The following is a 21,614-nucleotide window of genomic DNA, read 5'->3' as shown; positions in this document are numbered from 1 at the left end:
CGAGCGCCCCCTACCGCGTGCTGATTCCTCGCACCGCGTCGATCGAACGCGCGGACGACCCGCTGCCTGCGCCCAAGCCTGGCCCCGCAGCGCCCGGCACGCTCTGACGCGCACCGCGCGCCGCCGGAGCCGGAGCCGGAGCCGGAGCCGCCGCGGCAAGCGCAGCCGCGCCAGCCGCGGCCGGTTTCGCGCCCGCAGCACCCGCCTCCGGCAGCGACAGATAGAACGTCGTGCCCACCCCCTCCTTCGATTCCGCCCACACGCGGCCGCCATGTCGCTCGACCATCCGCCGCACGAGCGCGAGGCCGATGCCCTCGCCGGCCGCGGCATTGCCGTGCAGGCGCTGGAACGCGGTGAACAGGCGCGGCAGCGCGATCGCCGGGATACCGAGGCCGTTGTCGCGCACGTAGAAGATCCGCAGCGAACGCACGCCCGGCGGCGCAGGCGTCGTGCCGATTTCGACGCGGCCCTCGCGCGCCGGGTCCAGATAGTTGACCGCGTTGCCAATCAGGTTTGCGAAGATCTGTTCGAGCGCGGTCGGATCGCCCCATACCGCGGGCAGTTCGCCGACCGTCACGCGCGCGCGCCGCGCACGGATCGAGCCCTGCATCGCATCGACGACACGTTGCACGATGTCGCGCACATCGACATTCTGGCGCCGGTACTCGACCCGCCCGACCCGCGACAGCCGCAGCAGCGCGTCGATGATGTGCGACGCGCGCAGCACCGCGGTCTGCAGATAGTGCAGCGCCTCGCCGATGTCCTCGTCGACGAGGCGCTCGATCCGCGCACGCGTGCTGATCGCGAGCGACGAACCGCGCACCGCGTCGCGCAGCTCGTCGCTTGCGCGAATCAGCTCCCTGGAAAATCCCTGCAGGTTCACGAGCGGCGCGCGCAGGTCGTGCGACACGCTGTAGATGAACATTTCGTTTTCCTGGGTCTGCTGGCGCAGCGTCTCGTTGCTGCGCGCGAGCTCGGCGGCGCGCCACTCGAGGTCCGCGTGAAAGCGAGCTTCGATGCGTTCGGCTTCGAGCAGTCGGCGGCTCGTCTCGTGCAAGGTCAGATCGAGCCGCGCGATTTCATCGCTGCCCGCGCCGAGCGGCGCGAGCGGCTCGTTGCCGGCGAGCCGGCCCGCGTTGTCGGACAGCAGCGCGAGCCGGCCGCGCACACCGCGCGTGAACATCCAGACGGCGAGCGCGACGAACAGCAGCGAGCCCAACGCGGCCGCGACGATTAGCGTCTGTTCCCGTTCGCGCACGGCGGCGACGGCATTCGAGCGCGAGCTATCGAGACGACGCTCCTCGGCCTGGAACGCGGTCACCTCCACACGGAAATGATCGAGCACGTCGGCCTGGGCGAGAGCGTGGAAGCGCGCGAGAATCTCGCCGGTCCGCCCGGCGTGCAGCATGTCCTGGATCCGGTCGGACCACTGGCGGTACGCCTGCACCGCCTGGCGCACCTCGGCCACGCGCTCGACCTGCGCCGGATCGTCCGCGACGAGTTCGGCGAGCTCGTCGATGCGCCGGTCGACGTCCATCCATACCGCGATCGGGGTGGTGAAATGCGCGTCGTTGGCGAGCACCGCGCCCCGCAGCGCGACCGATTCGGACAGCACCGGATCGAGAATCTCCGTGGTCTGGCGCAACACCTCCTCGCTATGCATCCTCCAGCGCTCCGCCATCGTCGCATCGGCCTGGGCCTTCACGACACCGGTGAGCAGCGCGAGTTCGAAAACGGCCGGGATCGCGATCAGAAGCAGGCCTTTAGTGGTCAGTCTCATGCGTGCCCATGGGAGGGGTTGGCCGGCGGATCGTGCACGGAGTCGGCACATTATGTCGAGGTTTGCGCGGGAAAAGAAAGAGGGGCACAAACCCGTCGACGGCAGCTTCTGCTGTTCGCGCACAGCGGGCCAGAAATGGGCATCGACGCGCCCGGCCAGCATCTCGCTGCGCCAGGATTCCGAATGAAAAATGTAATTTAAATCGAATATTTCGCCCTCGTCTGGGTCGATCTGCGCAATGGCGTCGATTTATGCACTTTTCTTGTGCGGCTCCTCTCTGTTCAGGTGCATGACGCGCTCGGGCGGCGCATGGCTCAAAGCCCACCGGATGCCCATCCCGGTGCCCGATTGCACCGTGTCGACGCGACCAGCACAACTTTGGCCCACTTCTTGCTCACATAGCGCACTTTTTTGCATAAGCGGGACATATCGATGGAAAGTCTGAAATACGGCGCCGATACCGAGTTTCTTTTGATCGGCGCCGCCATGGTGCTGGCGATGCACGCGGGATTCGCCTTCCTGGAGCTTGGCACCGTGCGCAAGAAGAATCAGGTGAATGCGCTGGTCAAAATTCTGGTGGACTTCGCGGTCTCGACGATCGCGTACTTCTTCATCGGCTACACGATCGCATACGGCGTGCAGTTTTTCGACAGTGCGGCGACGCTCGCCCAGCACAACGGCTATGCGCTCGTGCGCTTTTTCTTCCTGCTGACGTTCGCCGCCGCGATCCCCGCGATCGTGTCGGGTGGCATCGCCGAGCGCTCCAAGTTCAATCCGCAGCTGTTCGCGACGTTCGTGCTGGTCGGTTTCATCTATCCGTTCTTCGAAGGCATCGCGTGGAATAACCGCTTCGGCATACAGGACTGGCTGACGCAGGCTTTCGGCGCGCCGTTCCATGACTTCGCGGGCTCGGTGGTGGTGCACGCGTTCGGCGGCTGGGTCGCGCTGCCGGCCGTGTTGCTGCTCGGCGCGCGCCACGGTCGCTATCACCGCGACGGCGGCATCGCCGCGCATCCGCCGTCGAACATTCCGTTTCTCGCGCTCGGCGCATGGGTGCTGACGGTCGGCTGGTTCGGCTTCAACGTGATGAGCTCGCAGACGCTCGACAAGATCAGCGGCCTCGTCGCGGTCAATTCGCTGATGGCGATGGTCGGCGGCACGCTGAGCGCGTGGTTCGCGGGCCGCAACGACCCGGGCTTCACGTACAACGGCCCGCTCGCCGGGCTCGTCGCGGTGTGCGCGGGCTCGGACATCATGCATCCGCTCGGCGCGCTGGTCACGGGCGGTATCGCTGGCGTGCTGTTCGTCTACATGTTCACCTGCGTGCAGAACCGCTGGCGCATCGACGACGTCCTCGGCGTGTGGCCGCTGCACGGGCTGTGCGGCGCATGGGGCGGCATCGCGGCCGGGATCTTCGGCATCCATTCGCTCGGCGGGCTGGGCGGCGTGTCGTTCGCCTCGCAGGTCATCGGCACGCTCGGCGGAATCGTCGTGTCGGGGCTCGGCGGCACGGTCGTGTACGGCGTGATCCGCATGACGGTCGGTCTGCGCCTCGACCAGGAAGAGGAATACAACGGCGCCGATCTGTCGATTCACAAGATTTCGGCAACGCCGGAGTGAACGAAGGCGGCGCTCGCGGGAAACGGGAGAGGCGCGAATCACGCGCCTGTCCCCAGATGCGCGCGCCGATGCTAGACTTCGCGGCTGGAGATGGCATTCTCCATTAACCGCCCTTGGGGCTGATGATGCCTGCTACGCCCGGTTATGCGGACGCGGCATCAACTCGCCCGCATCAACCGGTCTGTCGACATTCCGGTTTCGATCCTCTTCCATGTATTGGTCTTTTCTCGCTGTCGCGATTGGCGGCGCACTCGGCTCGCTGTTTCGCTGGTTCCTCGGCTTTCGACTTAACCCTGTCTTTAGCGACCTGCCGCTCGGCACGCTCGCCGCCAACGTGATCGCCGGCTACATCATCGGCGTGGCGGTCGCGGGCTTCGCGCGTGTGCCACAGCTCGCGCCGGAATGGCGGCTGTTCGTGATCACCGGTCTGATGGGCGGGCTGTCGACGTTCTCGACGTTCTCCGCGGAGGTCGTGCAGCGTCTGCAGGACGGCCGGTTCGGCTGGGCGGCGGGCGAAGTGGCGATTCACGTGATCACTTCGCTAATCATGACGATTCTCGGCATCGCGACGGTTTCGTTGCTGGCGCGCTGAGGCGAACACGTTGACGAGGATCACGGACGCGGGCCCGAGCCGTCGGCAATCGCGCTCGCGCCTGTTTTCATCTGAGCTCGGTGCGAGCCAGCTCGACGATCTCGTCGCCGCGTCCGTTCAATATCGCACGCAGCATATAAAGGCTGAATCCCTTCGCATGGGCAAGTTCCACCTTCGGAGGCATGGCAAGCTCATGTTTCGATGTGACCACATCGACGAGTGCGGGACCGGGATGCGCAAACGCCTGCACCTGGCCGGCAGCGCGTCTCACTGTGTCTTCGGCACAGACGTCGCAGGCAGTGGCGCGGGCCGCGCTGCGTCCCAGCGGCTCTTCAGCACGCGGCGCAGCCTGGTCCTCAGCGGCAACACGACCCGCTCCTGAAACAGCACCGACGCCACCAGCACCAGGATCAGATAGACCGGATAGGCGGAAAGATGCACGGGCGCCTGGCTTGCCGCCTCCCGGCAAACATGCGGTCGAGGCACGCATGACAACAGCGAATACGGAATGCCAAACAGCTTCTGCACTTTGAGAAAGCCGATAAATAGCGGGTATTGCAGCGCGAAGATCGACAACGAAGCGTTATCGAGCCGTCTCGTCCAGGGGGCCACGCGCGGCGACGCGTTTTGCAGTGCGCTCGCGCAAACAAAAATCACCGCGACTTGCGCGGGCAAGAGTGCGACGTTGTGAAGAAGTACTTCCCACGAACGCATTCCCGCCGTAAACAGAAAAGTGGCGCCGATGAAAGTGCCCCTGTAGCAGCGAATATGATCCGCCGGCAACTCGCGATCATGCCGGTAATGCTTTCGACGTTCGCCTCGAATATCCCGTAAGCGAGAATGCCCGCCAGAAACTCCGGAAGCCGCACCAGCGGATTGGTATGCAACACACCGATCGGCCACGCCTGATACCAGCCGCCTGCAACAACGATCACGGCCGCCAACAGGCTGGCGCCCCACATCGCCATCAGCATCGTGGACTTCAAGCGCATCGACAGCAGGCGTGGCGCGAGCGCCGGAAACAATAAATGGAAAAAAACAGCGTCGACAACGACCACGACGGAATGTTGAATGACAGATAAAAGGGATTCCAAGCCTGCAATAACAGGATCTGTAAAACCGCATTGACCGCCACTTCCATACCGCTCATGGTGTGCACAATCGGCGGTGCTGAATCGAGGTTGCTCAGTTCGGTGTCGAAGGGATGGGAATTCACAGCCATTAAATGCAACGCTCAGCGCTAACGTAACAATGTGAATTGGATAAATATTGCTAAAACGGTTGATAAAAAACTTCGATGCCGAAACCGCAATTGGTGCGGACACGCACATACCGCGAAGATCGCCCGAAACCAGCGCGCGCGTTTCTCCGCCCGCCATCCCGTTAATGAGAAAACAGTGACAAAATAAATGCGCAGAGTTGCGATGTAAAAACCCGCAACCAATAGGCGACCAGCAGTTCTCGCGTGACGTCTTTTGCGCGAGGCGGCAGTTTCTTAAGATTTCACCCGAGCGCTGCTTAATGCTTCGAGGCTTTCGTTCGGGGCGCCGCGCTTGTGAAACTTCTCGGACTTACCCGCGTGGAGATTTCCGAGGCGAATGTAAGTGAGCGAAATACTTACGCAAGCGTTTTGCCGTCACGACCACCGGATCTATGCATGTTCTGATAGTGTCGTTCGAATGAATCCGGGCGGATACGAACAATGGCTTGTGTGAACGACAAAAAAAAGGCGTCACGTTGCCGTGACGCCTTAAAAAGTTCTAGCCATTCCGAGGGCCGTGCTAGAACCTGAGAGAAGGTATTCGAAAGGCGCAAGCGCATTGGACGGGCAATCGATCCTGGATTTTGGGATTTTTCCGCTCACGCGCCCGCAAAATGCAGCGGAGACAAGCGACTTTCGAAATGAGGTTCCATTTTTTATGGTTATGCTGACTAAGTCAAGCAAAAAGATACCGTCGAACATCGATCGGCAATTTCTTCCGATACAATGACTTTTCTTAAAAATGTATGAATGGATGCCCCGGTTTGGAGATGTCCCTGCCTCTGTGAGCGGCCGTCAACAGTTGTCGCACGAACAATTTGAAATGCTGTTCCAAAAAAACGCATGAACCGATCCACTCCCAACCAACCCGTCGCCGCCAAGGTCCCCGCCAGCAAAGACCGAGACGGTCCGGGCGATGAAGTCACCGCGCTCGCGCGCGGCCTGACCGTACTGCGCGCCGTCGCCGCCGCGCACGCACCACTCAGCAATCGCGAACTCGCCGAGTTGACCGGCATCCCGAAGCCCACCGTGTCGCGCATCACCGCGACGCTCGTGGGCACCGGTTTTCTGCTGCGACTACCCGACAGCGAGCGCTTCGTGCTGACCTCGTCGGTGCTCGAACTGAGCAACGGCTTTCTGCGCAACTTCGACATCCGCTCGCGCGCGCGGCCGTTTCTGATCGAACTCGCGGAACGCACCGCGTTGTCGGTGCATCTGGCGGTGCGCGACCGCTACGACATGGTCGTCATCGACGCGATCCGGCCGCGTTCGGCGGTGCTCGTGTCGCGACTTGAAATCGGCTCGCGCATGAGCTTGACGCGCACCGCCGTCGGCCGGGCGTACCTCGCGGCGCTCGCGCAACCGGACCGCGACCGTCTGCTGGTCGGCCTGCAGACGGCCGAAGGTGACGATTGGGGCTATATCGGAAGCCGTCTCGCAAGCGCGATCCAGGACACCCTCGAGCGCGGCTTCGCAATCGCCACCGGCGAGTGGTATAACGGGCTGAACGCGATCGCGCTCGGCTTCGTCGGGCCGTCGGGCGAGCGCTACGCAGTCAATTGCGGAGGCTCGGCCGACCAATGTCCGCGCGACTGGCTGATCACGCGCGCCGCGCCCGCGCTGCTCGAATGCATCGACAAGATCGTCCTGGAGATCGGCGGCACGCCGGGGCGCCGGCTCGACGAATGAGCCGTCGGCGGCAACGGGCGCGAAACGGCGCGCCGCGGGGATCGAACGCGGCGCCAGCCGCCCGTGATCTGCGAGAGTGGCGACGGCGGCCCGCCCTCGCCCGACGATTCGCCGACATGCTGTAACCTTCGTAATCAACCGAAAAATACGCGGCTGGACTGTTACAGACGCCGCAACGTACGATCACGCAAGCCGGTCGCGGGACCGCGCGCCGCGAGCCGTGAGCGCCGTCGAAACGGCCGCGTCCAGCCGTGATGATTCCGCATTGCGTTAACATCTCTGTCCCGCGCCTCGGGTAGCATCGCGCTGAACATCGCGCGGCGCCCGCCGCCACGACCACCTGACATGCCGCCCATGTGCCGGCCAGCCGCCCTTCGAATGGCGCCGACCGCATCGGCGGCTCACATCATCAAGCCAGCCACCCGACCGAACCGATGGACGAACAACAAAAGCACCCGGAAACCCAACGCCCTGCCGCTCCCCAGCCGTCCGCGAACGGCGCGCAATTGAGCGCGCCCGGCGCGGTGAAACGCCACCGTGGCCGCACTGTCGCGCTGATCGTCGCGGCGCTGGTCGTGCTCGGCGTCGTGCTGTGGCGCTGGCATCCGTGGGGCGGGCCCGGCAGCGGCGCGAGCGCGCCGGGTGTGGCGAGCGGCGCGCGCAGCGGCCGCTTCGGCCGCGGCGGTCCGAACGCGATGGCCAACATGGCGCAGCCGGTGCACGTAGCCGCCGCGACGCAGGGCGAGATGCCGGTCGTGCTGACCGCGCTCGGCACGGTCACGCCGCTCGCCACCGTCACCGTGCTGCCGCAACTGAGCGGCGTGCTGCAGGACGTCTATTTCAAGGAAGGCCAGATGGTCAAGAAGGGCGACGTACTGGCCCAGATCGACCCGCGCCCGTACGAAATTTCGCTGCGCAACGCCGAGGGCACGCTGGTGCGCGACGAGGCGCTGCTCGCCACCGCGCGTCTCGATCTGAAGCGCTATCAGACGCTGCTCGCGCAGGACTCGATCGCGAGTCAGCAGGTCGACACGCAGGCGTCGCTGGTGCGGCAATATGAAGGCACGGTGAAGTCCGACCAGGCGAACATCGACAGCTTCAAGCTCGACCTCGTGTACGCGCGCATCACCGCGCCGGTGTCGGGACGCGTCGGTCTGCGTCAGGTCGACCCGGGCAACTACGTGACCTCGGGCCTCACCAACGGCATCGTCGTGATTACGCAGCTCGATCCGATCAGCGTGGTGTTTACGACTTCCGAAGACAATCTGCAGCAGATCATCGAGCACACGCAGAACGGCGAGTCGCTGTCGGCCACCGCGTACGACCGCAGCAACACGCATCCGCTCGAAGTCGGCTCGCTAAAGACGATGGACAATCAGATCGACACGACCACCGGCACGATCAAACTGCGCGCGATCTTCGAGAACAAGGACAATGGCCTGTTCCCGAACCAGTTCGTCAACACTCGCCTGCTCGTCGATACGATCAGGAACGCGGTGATCGTGCCGACCTCGGCGGTGCTGAATGGCTCGATGGGTCCCTTCGTGTACGTCGTGAAGGCCGACAACACGGTCACCGTGCGCCAGGTCAAGGTCGGCCCGGTCGACGGCGAGCGCACCAGCATCCAGTCGGGCCTCGCGGTCGGCGAGCGCGTCGTGATCGACGGTTCGGACCGGCTGCGCGAAGGCGCGAAGATCACGATTCCGGCCGAGGGGCCGCGTGGCGCCTCCGGCGCATCGGCCGCATCCGGCGCGCACGGCGCGAGCGCTCCGGCGAGCGCCTCGGGCGCGCACGCGCATCGCGGCCGGCACGCTGCGGCGCAAGCATCGCAATAAAGTAAAGGCACGGCACTTACCGCATGAATCCATCCCGCGCTTTTATTCTGCGTCCTGTCGGCACCGCGCTGCTGATGGCGGCGATCATGCTGGTCGGCCTCGTCGCGCTGCGCTTTCTGCCGCTGTCCGCGCTGCCCGAGGTCGACTATCCGACGATCCAGGTGCAGACCTTCTATCCGGGCGCGAGCCCGGAAGTGATGACGTCGTCCGTGACGGCGCCGCTCGAGAGGCAGTTCGGGCAGATGCCGTCGCTGAACCAGATGTCGTCGCAAAGCTCGGCCGGCTCGTCGATCATCACGCTGCAGTTCAGCCTCGACCTGCCGCTCGACATTGCCGAGCAGGAGGTCCAGGCGGCGATCAACGCGGCGGGCAACCTGCTGCCGTCCGACCTGCCCGCGCCGCCGATCTACGCCAAGGTCAACCCGGCCGACGCGCCGATCATGACGCTCGCGATCACGTCGAAGACACTGCCGCTCACGCAGGTGCAGGATCTCGCCGACACGCGTCTCGCGCAGAAGATTTCGCAGGTCGCCGGGGTGGGTCTCGTGAGCCTGTCGGGCGGGCAGCGCCCGGCGATCCGCATTCAGGCGAACCCGCGCGCGCTCGCCGCGTACGGGCTGAATCTCGACGACCTGCGCACCACGATCTCGAACCTGAACGTCAACACGCCGAAGGGCAATTTCGACGGTCCGACGCGCAACTACACGATCAACTCGAACGACCAGTTGACCGACGCCGACGAATACAAGAGCGCCGTGGTCGCATACAAGAGCGGCCGTCCGGTGATGCTGACCGACGTCGCGAGCATCGTGGCGGGACCGGAGAATACGAAGCTCGGCGCGTGGGTCGACAACACGCCCGCGATCGTCCTGAACGTGCAGCGCCAGCCAGGCGCGAACGTGATCCAGGTGGTCGACAGCATCAAGGCGCTGCTGCCGCAGCTGCAGCAGTCGCTGCCCGCCGCGCTCGACGTCGAGGTCGTCACCGACCGCACCACGACGATCCGCGCGTCGGTGCGCGACGTGCAGTTCGAACTGGCGATGTCGGTCGTGCTGGTCGTGCTGGTGATGTACCTGTTCCTCGCCAACGTCTACGCGACGATCATTCCGAGCCTGTCGGTGCCGCTGTCGCTGATCGGCACGCTCGCGGTGATGTACCTGTGCGGCTTCTCGCTCGACAACCTGTCGCTGATGGCGCTGACCATCGCCACCGGCTTCGTCGTCGACGACGCGATCGTGATGATCGAGAACATCGCGCGCTACGTCGAGCAAGGCGACACGGCGCTCGAAGCCGCGCTGAAGGGCTCGAAGCAGATCGGCTTCACGATCATTTCGCTGACGGTCTCGCTGATCGCGGTGCTGATTCCGCTGCTCTTCATGGGCGACGTGGTCGGGCGCCTGTTCCACGAATTCGCGATCACGCTCGCGGTGACGATCGTCATCTCGGCGGTCGTGTCGCTGACGCTCGTGCCGATGATGTGCGCGAAGCTGTTGCGCCACACGCCGCCGCACGACAGTCAACGTTTCGAGGCGAAGGCGCACCGCTTCATCGACTGGGTGATCGCGCGCTACGCGGTCGCGCTCACGTGGGTGCTGAACCGTCAGCGCTCCACGCTGGTCGTCGCGGTGCTCACGCTGGTGCTGACCGGCCTGCTGTACGTGTTCGTGCCGAAGGGCTTCTTCCCGGTGCAGGACACCGGCGTGATCCAGGCGATCACGCAGATGCCGCAGTCGGTGTCGTTCGCATCAATGGCCGAGCGTCAGCAGGCGCTCGCCGACCAGATCCTGAAGAACCCGGACGTCGAAAGCCTGACCTCGTTCATCGGCGTGGACGGCAGCAACATCACGCTGAACAGCGGCCGCATGCTGATCAACCTGAAGCCGCGCGACGACCGCAGCAATACCGCGAGCGAGGTGATCCGCCAGTTGCAGAAAGACGTCGCGCATATTCCGGGCGCGTCGCTGTACATGCAGCCGGTGCAGGACCTGACGATCGACTCGACCGTCAGCCCGACGCAGTATCAGTTCATGCTGACCGATCCGAACATCAGCGAATTCACCACGTGGGTGCCGAAGCTGGTCGACCGGTTGAAGCAGTCGCCCGAGCTCGCGGACGTCGCAACCAATCTGCAGGACAACGGCCGCTCGGTGTTCATCGAGATCGACCGCCCGACCGCCGCGCGCTTCGGCATCACACCGGCCACGATCGACAACGCGTTGTACGATGCGTTCGGCCAGCGCATCATTTCGACGATCTTCACGCAGTCGAACCAGTACCGCGTGATTCTCGAAGCGCAGCCGACGATGCAGCACTACACCACGTCGCTGAACTCGATCTACCTGCCCTCTTCCACGTCGACGGGCGGCCAGGTGCCGCTGTCGTCGATCGCGAAGTTCATCGAGCAACCCGCGCCGCTGCTGGTCACGCACCTGAGCCAGTTCCCGGCCACCACGGTGTCGTTCAACCTCGCGCCGGGTTCGTCGCTCGGCGCGGCGGTCAAGGCGATCCAGCAGGCCGAGAAGGACGTCGGTCTGCCCGCGTCGTTCCAGACGCGCTTCCAGGGCGCGGCGCTCGCGTTCCAGGCGTCGCTCGCCAACGAGCTGTTCCTGATCCTCGCGGCGATCGTCACGATGTACATCGTGCTCGGCGTGCTGTACGAGAGCTTCATCCATCCGATCACGATTCTGTCGACGCTGCCGTCGGCCGGCGTCGGCGCGCTGCTCGCGCTGCTGATCACCGGCCACGATCTCGACATCATCGGCATCATCGGCATCGTGCTGCTGATCGGTATCGTTAAGAAGAACGCGATCATGATGATCGACTTCGCGCTCTACGCCGAGCGCGAGGAAGGCAAGCCGCCGCGCGAGGCGATCTACCAGGCGTGTCTGCTGCGCTTCCGGCCGATCCTGATGACCACGCTCGCCGCGCTGCTCGGCGCGCTGCCGCTGATGCTCGGCACCGGCGCGGGCTCGGAGCTGCGCCGGCCGCTCGGTATCGCGATCGCCGGCGGCCTGATCGTGAGCCAGCTGCTGACCCTGTTCACGACGCCGGTGATCTACCTCGCGTTCGATTCGCTCGGCCGCCGGCTGCGCGAGCGCTTTAACCGCGGCGATTCGTCCGGTAGCGCCACGCCGCCCGCCACCGATGCAGGGAACTGAGCGATGAACCTGTCGCGTCCGTTTATCTCCCGTCCGGTCGCCACCACGCTGCTGGCGATCGGCGTCGCGCTGTCGGGCGTATTCGCGTTCACGAAGCTGCCGGTCGCGCCGCTGCCGCAGGTCGACTTCCCGACCATCTCGGTGCAGGCGACGCTGCCGGGCGCGAGCCCGGAGACCGTCGCGACGAGCGTCGCGAGTCCGCTCGAGCGGCATCTCGGCTCGATTGCCGACGTCACCGAGATGACGTCGCAGAGCTCGGTCGGCTCGACGCGCATCACGCTGCAGTTCGGCCTGAACCGCAACATCGACGGCGCCGCGCGCGACGTGCAGGCGGCGATCAACGCGGCGCGCGCCGACCTGCCCGCGAGCCTGCGCAGCAACCCGACCTACCACAAGGTCAACCCGGCCGACGCGCCGATCCTGATTCTCGCGCTGACGTCGAGCACGCTGACGGCGGGCCAGCTCTACGATTCGGCCGCGACGGTGCTGCAGCAGTCGTTGTCGCAGGTGCAAGGGGTTGGCGAAGTGGATGTCAGCGGTTCGGCGAATCCGGCCGTGCGCGTCGAGTTGCTGCCGCATGCGCTGTCGCATTACGGCATCGGCCTCGAGGACGTGCGCGCGGCGCTCGCCGCGGCCAATGCGAACAGCCCGAAGGGCTCGATCGAGTTCGGCGAGAACCGCGTACAGCTGTACACCAACGACCAGGCGAGCAAGGCGTCGCAATACAAGGACCTCGTCATTGCCTATCGCAACGGCGCGCCGGTCAAACTCTCCGACATGGGCGAAGTCGTCGATTCGGTCGAAGATCTGCGCAATCTCGGTCTCTTCAATGGCAAGCGCTCGGTGCTCGTGATCCTGTACCGGCAGCCGGGCGCGAACATCATCGAGACCGTCGACCGCGTGAAGGCGATGCTGCCGCAACTGCACGCGTCGCTGCCCGCCGACGTCGACATCGCGCCGACCTCGGACCGCTCGACGACGATCCGCGCGTCGTTGAAGGACACCCAGCGCACGCTCGTGATCGCGGTCACGCTCGTCGTGATGGTGGTGTTCCTGTTCCTGCGCAACTGGCGCGCCACGCTGATTCCGAGCGTGGCCGTGCCAATCTCGATCGTCGGCACGTTCGGCGCGATGTACCTGATGGGCTTCTCGATCGACAATCTGTCGCTGATGGCGTTGACCATCGCGACCGGCTTCGTCGTCGACGACGCGATCGTCGTGCTCGAAAACATCTCGCGCCACATCGAAGACGGCGTGCCGCGCATGAAGGCCGCGTTCATCGGCGCGCGCGAGGTCGGCTTCACGGTGATGTCGATCAGCATCTCGCTGGTCGCCGTGTTCCTGCCGATCCTGCTGATGGGCGGCATCGTCGGGCGGCTGTTCCGCGAGTTCGCGCTGACGCTGTCGCTCGCGATCGCGGTGTCGCTGGTCGTATCGCTGACGCTCACGCCGATGATGTGCTCGCGCCTGCTGCGCGAGCCGCACGAGAAAGAACAGGAAAGCCGCTTCGGCCGCTGGCTCGAACGCGGTTTCTCATCGATGCAGCGCGGCTACGAGCGCACGCTCGGCTGGGCGCTGCGGCATCCGCTGCTGATCGTCCTCGTCCTGCTGCTGACCGTCGCGCTGAACATCGCGCTCTACATCATCGTGCCAAAGGGCTTCTTCCCGCAGCAGGACACGGGGCGCCTGATCGGCGGCATCCAGGCCGACCAGAGCACGTCGTTCCAGGCAATGAAGGGCAAGTTCTCGCAGATGATGGAAATCGTCAGCAAGAATCCGGCGGTCGACAGCGTGGCCGGCTTCACCGGCGGCCGGCAGACCAACTCGGGCTTCATGTTCATGTCGCTGAAGCCGAAGAGCGAACGCAAGCTGTCCGCCGACCAGGTGATCCAGCAACTGCGTGCGCCGCTCGGCGACGTGGCCGGCGCGCGCACGTTCCTGCAGGCGGTGCAGGACATCCGTGTCGGCGGACGGCAATCGAACGCGCAGTATCAGTTCACGCTGCTCGCCGACTCGACGCCCGATCTGTACAAGTGGGGGCCGAAGCTCACCGAGGCGCTGCAGGCACGCAAGGAGCTCGCGGACGTGAACTCCGACCAGCAGCAAGGCGGTCTCGAAGCGATGGTGACGATCGACCGCGCCACGGCATCGCGCCTCGGCATCAAGCCCGCGCAGATCGACAACACGCTGTATGACGCGTTCGGCCAGCGCCAGGTGTCGACGATCTACAACCCGCTGAACCAGTATCACGTCGTGATGGAAGTCGCGCCGCAATACTGGCAGAGCCCGGAGATGCTGAAGCAGATTTTCGTCAGCACGTCGGGCGGCAGCGCGAGCGGCGCGCAGACCACCAACGCGCCGGCCGGCACCGTAACGTCCAGAGCGACCAGCACGTCGACCACGACGAGCGCGGCAACCGGCGGCACGGCCGCCACCACCGCGACGAGCGCGGCCAGCATCGCAGCCGACTCCGCGCGCAACCAGGCGATCAACTCCATCGCGGCGAGCGGCAAGTCGAGCGCGTCGTCGGGCTCGGCGGTGTCGACCGCGAAGGAGACGATGGTGCCGCTGTCGGCGATCGCGAGCTTCGGGCCGGGCACCACGCCGCTATCGGTCAATCACCAGAGCCAGTTCGTCGCCTCGACGATCTCGTTCAACCTGCCGCCGGGCGTGTCGCTGTCCACCGCCACGCAGGCGATCTACGACACGATGGCCGAGATCGGCATGCCCGCCACGATTCACGGCAGCTTCCAGGGCACCGCGCAGGCGTTCCAGCAGTCGATGTCCGACCAACCGATCCTGATCCTCGCCGCGCTCGCGGCGGTGTATATCGTGCTCGGCATCCTGTACGAGAGCTACATCCACCCGCTGACGATCCTGTCGACGCTGCCGTCCGCGGGCGTCGGCGCGTTGCTCGCGCTGCTGCTGTTCAAGACCGAGTTCAGCATCATCGCGCTGATCGGTGTGATCCTGCTGATCGGCATCGTGAAGAAGAACGCGATCATGATGGTGGACTTCGCGATCGACGCGTCGCGCAAGGGAATGTCGTCGCGCGACGCGATCTACCAGGCCTGTCTGCTGCGCTTCCGGCCGATCATGATGACCACCTTCGCCGCGCTGCTCGGCGCGTTGCCGCTCGCGTTCGGCAGCGGCGAAGGCGCGGAGATGCGCGCGCCGCTCGGTATTTCGATCGTCGGCGGGCTGATCGTCAGCCAGATGCTGACGCTCTATACGACGCCGGTCGTCTATCTGTACATGGATCGCATCCGCGTGCGCTGGGAGGCGAGAAAGGCACGCCGCGCGGGTGGCGCGGCGCCGACGTCGTCATGATGTAGTGAAGGTGGCGCTCACAGCTTCTGCTCGATGGCCAGCGAGAAAATCCGCTGCCATCGGCGCGCCGCCCGCTCGTTCGACATCGGCACGAGCCACTCGCCGTGCCGTGAGTCCTTGACCTTCAGCGCGAGCCGCGCCTGTGCGTCGCGGCCCTGTGCTTCGGCGGCGAGCAGATCGGCGAAGATATACGCGCCCTGCTGGTCGCCGACGCGAATCTCGCAGAGCCGCTTGGCCGCCGCGAGCCGCACCGAGCCCCAACTTCCCTTCAATTCGTGCGTCCAGTCGCCGTCGCGCACGTTCGGCGCGACTTCGCGGCGCCGCTGCCGCCAGTACGCGAGCGCACCGGCGATCAGCAGGGCAACCAGCACAGCCACACCCTCCGCCACCGCCAGCCCGAAAGCGGCCTGCAGCGCATAAAAGGCACGCACCGCGCCGTACCCCAGCGCGATCAGCGCAATCAACGCAACGACAATCGGCATCGCAAGCTCATCCGGCAAATGGTTTTAGTCGGCTAGCGCGGGCAAACCCGACGGCGCGTTCGGCCCCTCACTGCCCCTTATGCGCGGCCGACCACTCCTTGAGCGCGTTCAGCGTGTTCTCGACATGCTTGTCGGGCGACAGGCTCGTGTACTCGTAGATGATCTTGCCGTCGGGCGAGATCACGTACGACACGCGATTCGCCATGCCGGCCTTCAACGGCATGCCCGCGTCGTATGCGTTGATCACCTTCGCGTCGGCGTCGGCCGCGACCGGGAATTTGCTGCGGCATTCGCTGACCGAAAACTTCGTCAGCGTATCGATGTTGTCGTGCGACACGCCGATCACCGTCGCGCCGTACTTCTTGTATTCGTCGACCGCATCGGCGAACTCGTGCGCCTCGATCGTGCAGCCCTTCGTGAACGCGGCTGGATAGAAGTACAGCACGACCGGGCCCTTCTTCAGTTCGTCGGCGAGCGAATACGTGTAGGTCTTGCCGCCGAGCGAGGCCTCGGCGGTAAACGTCGGCGCCGTATTGCCGGGCTTCAGGGTTGCCGAGGCGAGCGGCGAATGCATTGCGAATCCGAACGCCATGACGGCGGCCAGTACCGCCGGTATGTGTTTTGTCTTCATCTGCTCCTCCACGCGTGAGCGCACGCAATTGATCGGGTCCATCGGAGACAGCTTCGGCCGACGTCACAGGCCGTCGCTGAACTTCCTATTGGACCACGGATGCGCACGCGGCGTGGGTCGTCGCCCGGATCACAAGCGAATCGAAAGGGTGCGGCGTGCGAGCTCGACGCATCAAACGCCCAATTCCGCCACGTGCGCGCCGAACCACGCCGCCGCCGACAGGTTCAGCTCCGACAGCACGTCGGGCGTCAGCGCGTGGAAGCCCGCCGCCGTCGCGACCGGCGCCGCGTCGCCGCCCTCGCCCGCGACCTCGGCGATCAGCAGCAGCGCGCCCAGTTCGCCCTTGCGCGCGACGATCGCGTCGCGAATCTGCGGCGCCAGGCCGAGTTTCTCGAGCACCGCGTCCGGCGTGCTGTCGAGCACGATGTGCATGAGCGAAAAAATCCCGGTCATGAACGCGGCGTCGGCGAATTCGCTGTCGGCCGGACGCAGCCAGTTCGCGGCGAGTTCCATGAAGCGCGAGCGCGTCGCCGCCAGTTGCACGAGCGGATCGGCGCGCCACGGCAACTCGCCGGTGTCCGCGTACAGCAGCAGTTGCGCCCAGCGCGCGATCTGCCGCGTGCCGGTCGCGATGATCGCCTCGCGCAGCGACGCGATGTTGCGCCCGAGGCCGAACGCACTCGAATTGACGAGCCGCAGCAGTTGCACGACCACGCCCGGGTTGACCTTCAGCTCCGCCTCGAGCTCGACGATGCCGGCGTCGCGCGACAGCAACGCGAGCAGCCGCAGCAGGCCCGGACGCAGCGAGCGGTTGCGCGGCGCGGCCAGCACCTGCGGCCGCGCGAAGAAGTAGCCCTGGAACAGATCGAAACCGAGCTCGTGGGCGAGCCCGAAGTCCTCGCGCGTCTCGACCTTCTCGGCGAGCAGCGTCTTGCCGTGGCCGCGCAGCGTCGACGCGAGCTTCGCGACGGTGCGGCGCGGCGTCTGCAGGAAATCGATCTTGACGATGTCGGCGTACGGCAGCATCGCGCTCAGCTCGTCGGACAGATCGTGCACGTCGTCGAGCGCGACCTGGAAGCCGGCGCCGCGCAACTCGCCGAGACGACGGGCGAGCGAGGCGTCGTAGCGCACGGTTTCGAGGATTTCGAGCACGAAGCGCTCGGGCGGCATCAGATGGACGATGTCGCTAAAGAGCAGCGCGCGATCGATATTGACGAAGCCGCGATGCTGGCCGAGCACGGCGGGTACGCCGATTCCGCCGATCGTGCGCGCGACCACCTGCGCGGTGGCCTGCGTGTCGTCGCTGATTTCGGCGTAGTTGTACGTTCCGGCACGGAACAGCAGCTCGTAGGCGTGAAGCGCGCCATCGCGATCGAGAATCGGCTGGCGGCCGACATAGACGTACTGCGGGGCAGCGTCCAGCTCCCCGTGCTCACGATAGCCGGCCGACGCGCCGGCGAGGACATCACGCACCTCGACGTCCCGCGGGACGGGCCGTGGGGCTCTGGCGGACCTGACGACGGGGCGTTCGGACATGGATCATCAGTGCAAGGTTCGGAAAGTCTATGCAGCGCGACGTCATCAGCGTCGCCAAATAAAGGGGATTCGCCGTATTAACGGCCGCGAGGCGGTGTCACTTTAACCGAATCGTGCCGGCGACGGCGCCAGGCTTCTCCTTACCAGATGTTTTTCTCCACGGCCGCTAAAGATTTCCCCGCATGCGTCGTTATCTCGTTCTGATGGGGCGGCCTGCTATCTCCTGGCCGCCCGGACCGGCGGACAAGCAGCCCCCGCCCGCGGACGAACCCAGGTTGCCAGCGACAAACATGGAAGCGAACACGATCACCGCGCCCCGCCGGGGCTCCTTGCGCACGGTCATCGACCGGCTGCGAGCGTTCGGCCGGCGCGAGGACGACGACCAGCCGAGCAGCGCGAATCGCCCGCCCCCACTGGAACAGGTGGTCGGCGCGGTCGATCTGCTCGCGCACGTCGACGATGCGCTGCGCTTCATTTACGTGTCCGACGCGAGCCTGCGCTTCATCGGCTATCACCGCGAATACCTGAAAACCGCGACGCTGCACGATCTGGTCGCGCCCGCCGACGTGCCGCGCCTCGACGCGCTGCTCAAGCTCGCGGCGGCCTCGGGCAACGTCGAGAAAGCGACGCTCGGGCTCGTCAAGTCGCTGACCTATCCGATCACGGTCGAGCTGCGGGTCGTGCGCAGCAGCCACGACGGCGTCGAAGGCTACGCGATCGCCGGCTTCGACGTGTCGTCGTGGCGCGCCACCGAAGAGCGCCTGACCCAGGCGCTGCATCTGGACCGGCTGACCAGCCTGCCGAATCAGTCGGGCTTGCTGCACGCGTTGCTCGACGCGCAACAGAGGGCCGACGCGCACGGCACGCCGGTCGCGCTCTTGCTGCTCGATCTCGACGACTATCAGCGCGTGAATCGCGCACTCGGCTACGACGCCGGCGACGAGATGCTGCGCGACACGTCGCGGCGCCTGTTGAACATGACGAGCCCGAACGAAACGATCGCGCGCGTCGCCAGCGACGAGTTCGCGATCCTCGTGAAGCCTGCCGCGAGCCGCACCGACGCGGCGGCGGCCGCCGAAGCGCTGGCGCGGCGCCTGTTGACCGCGATCCAGCAGCCGTACGTGTTCAAGGGTCAGCAGGTGCACCTGTCGGCCAGCATCGGCATCGCGCTGTACCCGGACGTGCGCCACGCCAACGACACCGGCGGCCACGACACGCACCTGCTGCGCTGGGCCGACCACGCGCTGTTGCAGGCGAAGGCCGCGGGCGGCAACACGCTGGCGTTCTACGTACCCGACGACAACCCGGCCGACGCCGAGCGCCTTAAACTCGAGGCCGACCTCTACGACGGCGTACGCAACGGCGAGTTTTCGCTACACTTCCAGCCGATCACGAGCAGCCGCACGCGGGGCGTGGTCGGTGTCGAGGCGTTGATTCGCTGGACGCATCCGGTGCACGGCCTCGTGCCGCCGTCGATGTTCATTCCGCTCGCGGAGTCGATCGGGCTCATCAACTTTCTCGGCAACTGGGTGCTGAAGGTCGCGTGCATGCAACTGATCCAGTGGGACGCGAAGGGCATTTCGCTGCAGTACGTGGCCGTCAACGTGTCGCCGCAGCAGTTTCGCGATCCGCGCTTCAAGGACTCGGTGCGCGAGGCGATCGAGCTGACCGGCATCGATCCGCGCCGCCTCGTCTTCGAGATCACCGAAAGTCTGCTGATGCACGACCCTGCGCACGCGAAAGGCTTGCTCGAAGACCTGACCGCGATGGGCATCCGCTTCGCCGTCGACGACTTCGGCACCGGCTATTCGAGCCTCGCGTACCTGCAGCGTTTTCCGCTCGCGAAGCTGAAGATCGACCGGAGTTTCGTCGAGAATCTGCTAACCTCGCGAAACGATCAGGCAATCGTTAGCGCTGTCGTCGGCCTTGCGCAGACGCTCGACCTCGAACTGGTTGCCGAGGGCGTCGAAACGGAAGCGCAACGCGCGTTGCTCACCGAGATGGGCTGCGATCACATTCAGGGCTGGCTCGTTTGCAAGGCGCTGCCGTCCGAGGAACTCGCGCAGCGTTTCGAAACGCGCGAGCTTCAGTTGCACGGCGCGTAACGGGCGATGCAGACACGACGCCCAGGCAGCGCAACAAGCCGGCTCACGGCCGGCATGGCATTCACTGGAATACGTATGGCTTTTGCGGGACTCACATGGTAAAGGCGGCAGTGCTCGACCGGCTCTGGACGCGAATGAGCGAGCGCGGCGATTTCCCTATGCTGTCGCAATCGCTGCGCACCACCATGGCGGCAGTGACCAACGACGACCTCGACTTCACCGGCCTCGTGCAAGTGGTGCTGTCGGACTTCGCGCTCACGCAGAAGGTGCTGCGCCTCGCGAACTCGGCGATGTACATGGCGTTCGGCGGCAACATCACGACCGTGTCGCGCGCGCTGATGGTGCTCGGCATGGATGCGGTCGGCCATCTGGTCGTCGGTCTGAAGATCGTCGATCACTTTCATCAAAGCGCGCCGCGCCGCATCGACGCGAAACTCGAACTGAACCGCACGCTGCTGTCGGGCTGCGTCGCGCGCAAGCTGACCGAGCGCGGCGACCTGCGCGCCGGTGAGGAAGCGGTGGTCTGCACGCTGATGCGGCAGATCGGCAAGCTGCTGGTCGTGTTCTATCTCGACACCGAATGGGACCAGATTCGCCGCCATATCGATGGCGGCGCACTCGAAACCGATGCGTGCGTGCTCGTGCTCGGCGTGACGTTCGATGAAATCGGCGCCGAAGCCGCGGTGCGCTGGCGCCTGCCTGACACGATCCGCTCGGGCATGGGTGAGTTCGATCCGGAGGATGTGACGCAACCGCGCCAGGTGCAGTGGCTGCGCGCGATCACCAATTACTCGACCGCGGTCGCCGACGTGCTCACCCAGCAGAACATGCCCGAGGGGGAGCGCGAGGCACGCATCGGCGAGCTTGCGCACGAGTACAGCAGCGCGCTGAACACCGACCCCGAGGTGCTGCTGCAGATGAGCGTCGCGCTATCGCGTGAGGATGGCGGCGACAGCGTGATGCGCGAGATCGTCGAGTTGCGCGCGAATGCCGATGCGATCGCGCGCGAGGCGCTCACACCCGAGGCGCGCATCGAGATCGGGGTGAAGGATCTGCGCGGCCTGCCCGAGGGCAGCCCGCTCGCACCGGCGCTCGCGATGGCCGCCGAGACCGTGCTCGCGGCGCTCGGCTTCTCGCGCACCGTGGTGTACGTCAAGCACAGCAGCGGCGCGTTCAAGGCGCGTCTCGGCTTCGGGCCGAAGATCGACGCGGCGCTGCCGCGGCTCTCGTTCAACACCGCGTTCGAACCCGACGTATTTCATCTCGCGATCGCGAACTCGGTGGGCATCTTCATCGAGAATGCGCGCGATCCGAAGATGGTCGCGCGGCTGCCCGAGTGGTTCCGGCGCTCGTTCGACGACGCGCGCGCGTTCGTGCTGCTGCCGATCGTCGACGAAACCAATCAGACGGTCGCGCTGCTCTACGGCGACTGGTCGCATACGCAGGAGGCGCGCCGCATCTCGCAGAAGGAGATGAGCGTGCTCAACGAACTGGCACGGGAGTTAGGACGTTTTTTCGGCCAGGGGCAGATGCGGGAAATGGAGACGATGTGAAGACCTGGCGTGATCGTTGATCACGCCGCTGCTTCACTTCGA

14 protein-coding genes, 1 pseudogene and 1 riboswitch are annotated in these 21,614 nt (G+C 65.4%); of the genes and pseudogenes, 8 read left to right on the top strand and 7 right to left on the bottom strand.

Translation table 11 applies throughout. The annotated features are described in order from the left end of the window. Positions 1 to 10: 10 nt before the first annotated feature. On the bottom strand, positions 11 to 1,780 hold the full coding sequence (locus tag OKW28_RS22470) for a sensor histidine kinase (protein ID WP_429449052.1): 1,770 nt from the start codon (positions 1,778 to 1,780) through the stop codon (positions 11 to 13). 432 nt (positions 1,781 to 2,212) lie between these two features. On the opposite strand from OKW28_RS22470, the gene OKW28_RS22465 reads away from it, so the two are divergent. Together OKW28_RS22465 and crcB are read left to right on the top strand one after the other, a co-directional pair. Further along, a complete protein-coding gene (locus OKW28_RS22465) occupies positions 2,213 to 3,400 on the top strand; it encodes an ammonium transporter (protein ID WP_429449050.1) in 1,188 nt (395 codons plus the stop codon). A gap of 77 nt (positions 3,401 to 3,477) precedes the next feature. Then, positions 3,478 to 3,539: riboswitch (Fluoride riboswitch) on the top strand. Between the two features lie 72 nt (positions 3,540 to 3,611). After that, positions 3,612 to 3,992 (top strand): fluoride efflux transporter CrcB, encoded by a 381-nt coding sequence (crcB, locus tag OKW28_RS22460; RefSeq protein ID WP_429449048.1) that lies wholly within the window; start codon positions 3,612 to 3,614, stop codon positions 3,990 to 3,992. Between the two features lie 67 nt (positions 3,993 to 4,059). Here crcB and OKW28_RS22455 read toward each other — a convergent pair. From OKW28_RS22455 to OKW28_RS22445, 3 genes and pseudogenes are all read right to left on the bottom strand, one after another. Next, positions 4,060 to 4,236, bottom strand: a pseudogene (locus OKW28_RS22455) (ubiquinone-dependent pyruvate dehydrogenase); the annotation flags it as partial. A gap of 23 nt (positions 4,237 to 4,259) precedes the next feature. Continuing rightward, entirely contained in the window at positions 4,260 to 4,604 is a 345-nt protein-coding gene (locus OKW28_RS22450; RefSeq protein ID WP_429449047.1) for a hypothetical protein, read from the bottom strand. A 41-nt stretch (positions 4,605 to 4,645) separates the two neighbouring features. After that, complete coding sequence (locus OKW28_RS22445) at positions 4,646 to 5,317, bottom strand: hypothetical protein (RefSeq protein WP_429449045.1); 672 nt, start codon at positions 5,315 to 5,317, stop codon at positions 4,646 to 4,648. A 779-nt stretch (positions 5,318 to 6,096) separates the two neighbouring features. On the opposite strand from OKW28_RS22445, the gene OKW28_RS22440 reads away from it, so the two are divergent. The 4 genes from OKW28_RS22440 (at position 6,097) to OKW28_RS22425 (ending at position 15,265) form a co-directional block, all read left to right on the top strand. Continuing rightward, positions 6,097 to 6,942: an IclR family transcriptional regulator gene (locus OKW28_RS22440; RefSeq protein ID WP_429449043.1), complete on the top strand. Its 846-nt coding sequence runs from the start codon at positions 6,097 to 6,099 to the stop codon at positions 6,940 to 6,942. Between the two features lie 434 nt (positions 6,943 to 7,376). Further along, positions 7,377 to 8,777, top strand: a complete 1,401-nt coding sequence (locus OKW28_RS22435) for an MdtA/MuxA family multidrug efflux RND transporter periplasmic adaptor subunit (RefSeq protein WP_429449041.1) — start codon at positions 7,377 to 7,379, stop codon at positions 8,775 to 8,777. Positions 8,778 to 8,800: 23 nt separating this feature from the next. Next, complete coding sequence (locus tag OKW28_RS22430) at positions 8,801 to 11,935, top strand: MdtB/MuxB family multidrug efflux RND transporter permease subunit (RefSeq protein ID WP_429449039.1); 3,135 nt, start codon at positions 8,801 to 8,803, stop codon at positions 11,933 to 11,935. A gap of 3 nt (positions 11,936 to 11,938) precedes the next feature. After that, positions 11,939 to 15,265, top strand: coding sequence for an efflux RND transporter permease subunit (locus tag OKW28_RS22425; RefSeq protein ID WP_429449037.1), 3,327 nt, complete (start codon positions 11,939 to 11,941; stop codon positions 15,263 to 15,265). A 17-nt stretch (positions 15,266 to 15,282) separates the two neighbouring features. Here the strand turns inward: OKW28_RS22425 and OKW28_RS22420 are convergent, their stop codons facing one another. The 3 genes from OKW28_RS22420 to OKW28_RS22410 form a co-directional block, all read right to left on the bottom strand. After that, the gene (locus OKW28_RS22420; RefSeq protein ID WP_429449035.1) at positions 15,283 to 15,747 is read right to left on the bottom strand and encodes a hypothetical protein; all 465 of its coding nucleotides are present in this window, start codon (positions 15,745 to 15,747) and stop codon (positions 15,283 to 15,285) included. A 67-nt stretch (positions 15,748 to 15,814) separates the two neighbouring features. After that, positions 15,815 to 16,378, bottom strand: a complete 564-nt coding sequence (locus OKW28_RS22415; RefSeq protein ID WP_429449034.1) for a peroxiredoxin — start codon at positions 16,376 to 16,378, stop codon at positions 15,815 to 15,817. 171 nt (positions 16,379 to 16,549) lie between these two features. Then, positions 16,550 to 17,851 (bottom strand): EAL and HDOD domain-containing protein, encoded by a 1,302-nt coding sequence (locus OKW28_RS22410; RefSeq protein WP_429449032.1) that lies wholly within the window; start codon positions 17,849 to 17,851, stop codon positions 16,550 to 16,552. A gap of 353 nt (positions 17,852 to 18,204) precedes the next feature. Between OKW28_RS22410 and OKW28_RS22405 the strand changes: the two genes are divergently transcribed. Then, the gene (locus OKW28_RS22405; RefSeq protein WP_429449030.1) at positions 18,205 to 20,019 is read left to right on the top strand and encodes a putative bifunctional diguanylate cyclase/phosphodiesterase; all 1,815 of its coding nucleotides are present in this window, start codon (positions 18,205 to 18,207) and stop codon (positions 20,017 to 20,019) included. 95 nt (positions 20,020 to 20,114) lie between these two features. Further along, entirely contained in the window at positions 20,115 to 21,572 is a 1,458-nt protein-coding gene (locus OKW28_RS22400) for an HDOD domain-containing protein (protein WP_429449028.1), read from the top strand. Positions 21,573 to 21,614 lie beyond the last annotated feature (42 nt).

The sequence above is a fragment of the Paraburkholderia sp. 40 genome, from assembly GCF_050434105.1.
Lineage (GTDB): Bacteria > Pseudomonadota > Gammaproteobacteria > Burkholderiales > Burkholderiaceae > Paraburkholderia > Paraburkholderia tuberum.
The sequence above is the reverse complement of the archived record's forward strand: the minus strand, read 5'-3'. Positions and strand labels throughout refer to the sequence as shown.

Coding starts and splice junctions, on each gene's coding strand:
- OKW28_RS22470 (WP_429449052.1), bottom strand. CDS start 1,780: ATGAGACTGACCACTAAAGGCCTGCTTCTGATCGCGATCCCGGCCGTT.
- OKW28_RS22465 (WP_429449050.1), top strand. CDS start 2,213: ATGGAAAGTCTGAAATACGGCGCCGATACCGAGTTTCTTTTGATCGGC.
- crcB (WP_429449048.1), top strand. CDS start 3,612: ATGTATTGGTCTTTTCTCGCTGTCGCGATTGGCGGCGCACTCGGCTCG.
- OKW28_RS22440 (WP_429449043.1), top strand. CDS start 6,097: ATGAACCGATCCACTCCCAACCAACCCGTCGCCGCCAAGGTCCCCGCC.
- OKW28_RS22435 (WP_429449041.1), top strand. CDS start 7,377: ATGGACGAACAACAAAAGCACCCGGAAACCCAACGCCCTGCCGCTCCC.
- OKW28_RS22430 (WP_429449039.1), top strand. CDS start 8,801: ATGAATCCATCCCGCGCTTTTATTCTGCGTCCTGTCGGCACCGCGCTG.
- OKW28_RS22425 (WP_429449037.1), top strand. CDS start 11,939: ATGAACCTGTCGCGTCCGTTTATCTCCCGTCCGGTCGCCACCACGCTG.
- OKW28_RS22420 (WP_429449035.1), bottom strand. CDS start 15,747: ATGCCGATTGTCGTTGCGTTGATTGCGCTGATCGCGCTGGGGTACGGC.
- OKW28_RS22415 (WP_429449034.1), bottom strand. CDS start 16,378: ATGAAGACAAAACACATACCGGCGGTACTGGCCGCCGTCATGGCGTTC.
- OKW28_RS22405 (WP_429449030.1), top strand. CDS start 18,205: ATGGAAGCGAACACGATCACCGCGCCCCGCCGGGGCTCCTTGCGCACG.
- OKW28_RS22400 (WP_429449028.1), top strand. CDS start 20,115: ATGGTAAAGGCGGCAGTGCTCGACCGGCTCTGGACGCGAATGAGCGAG.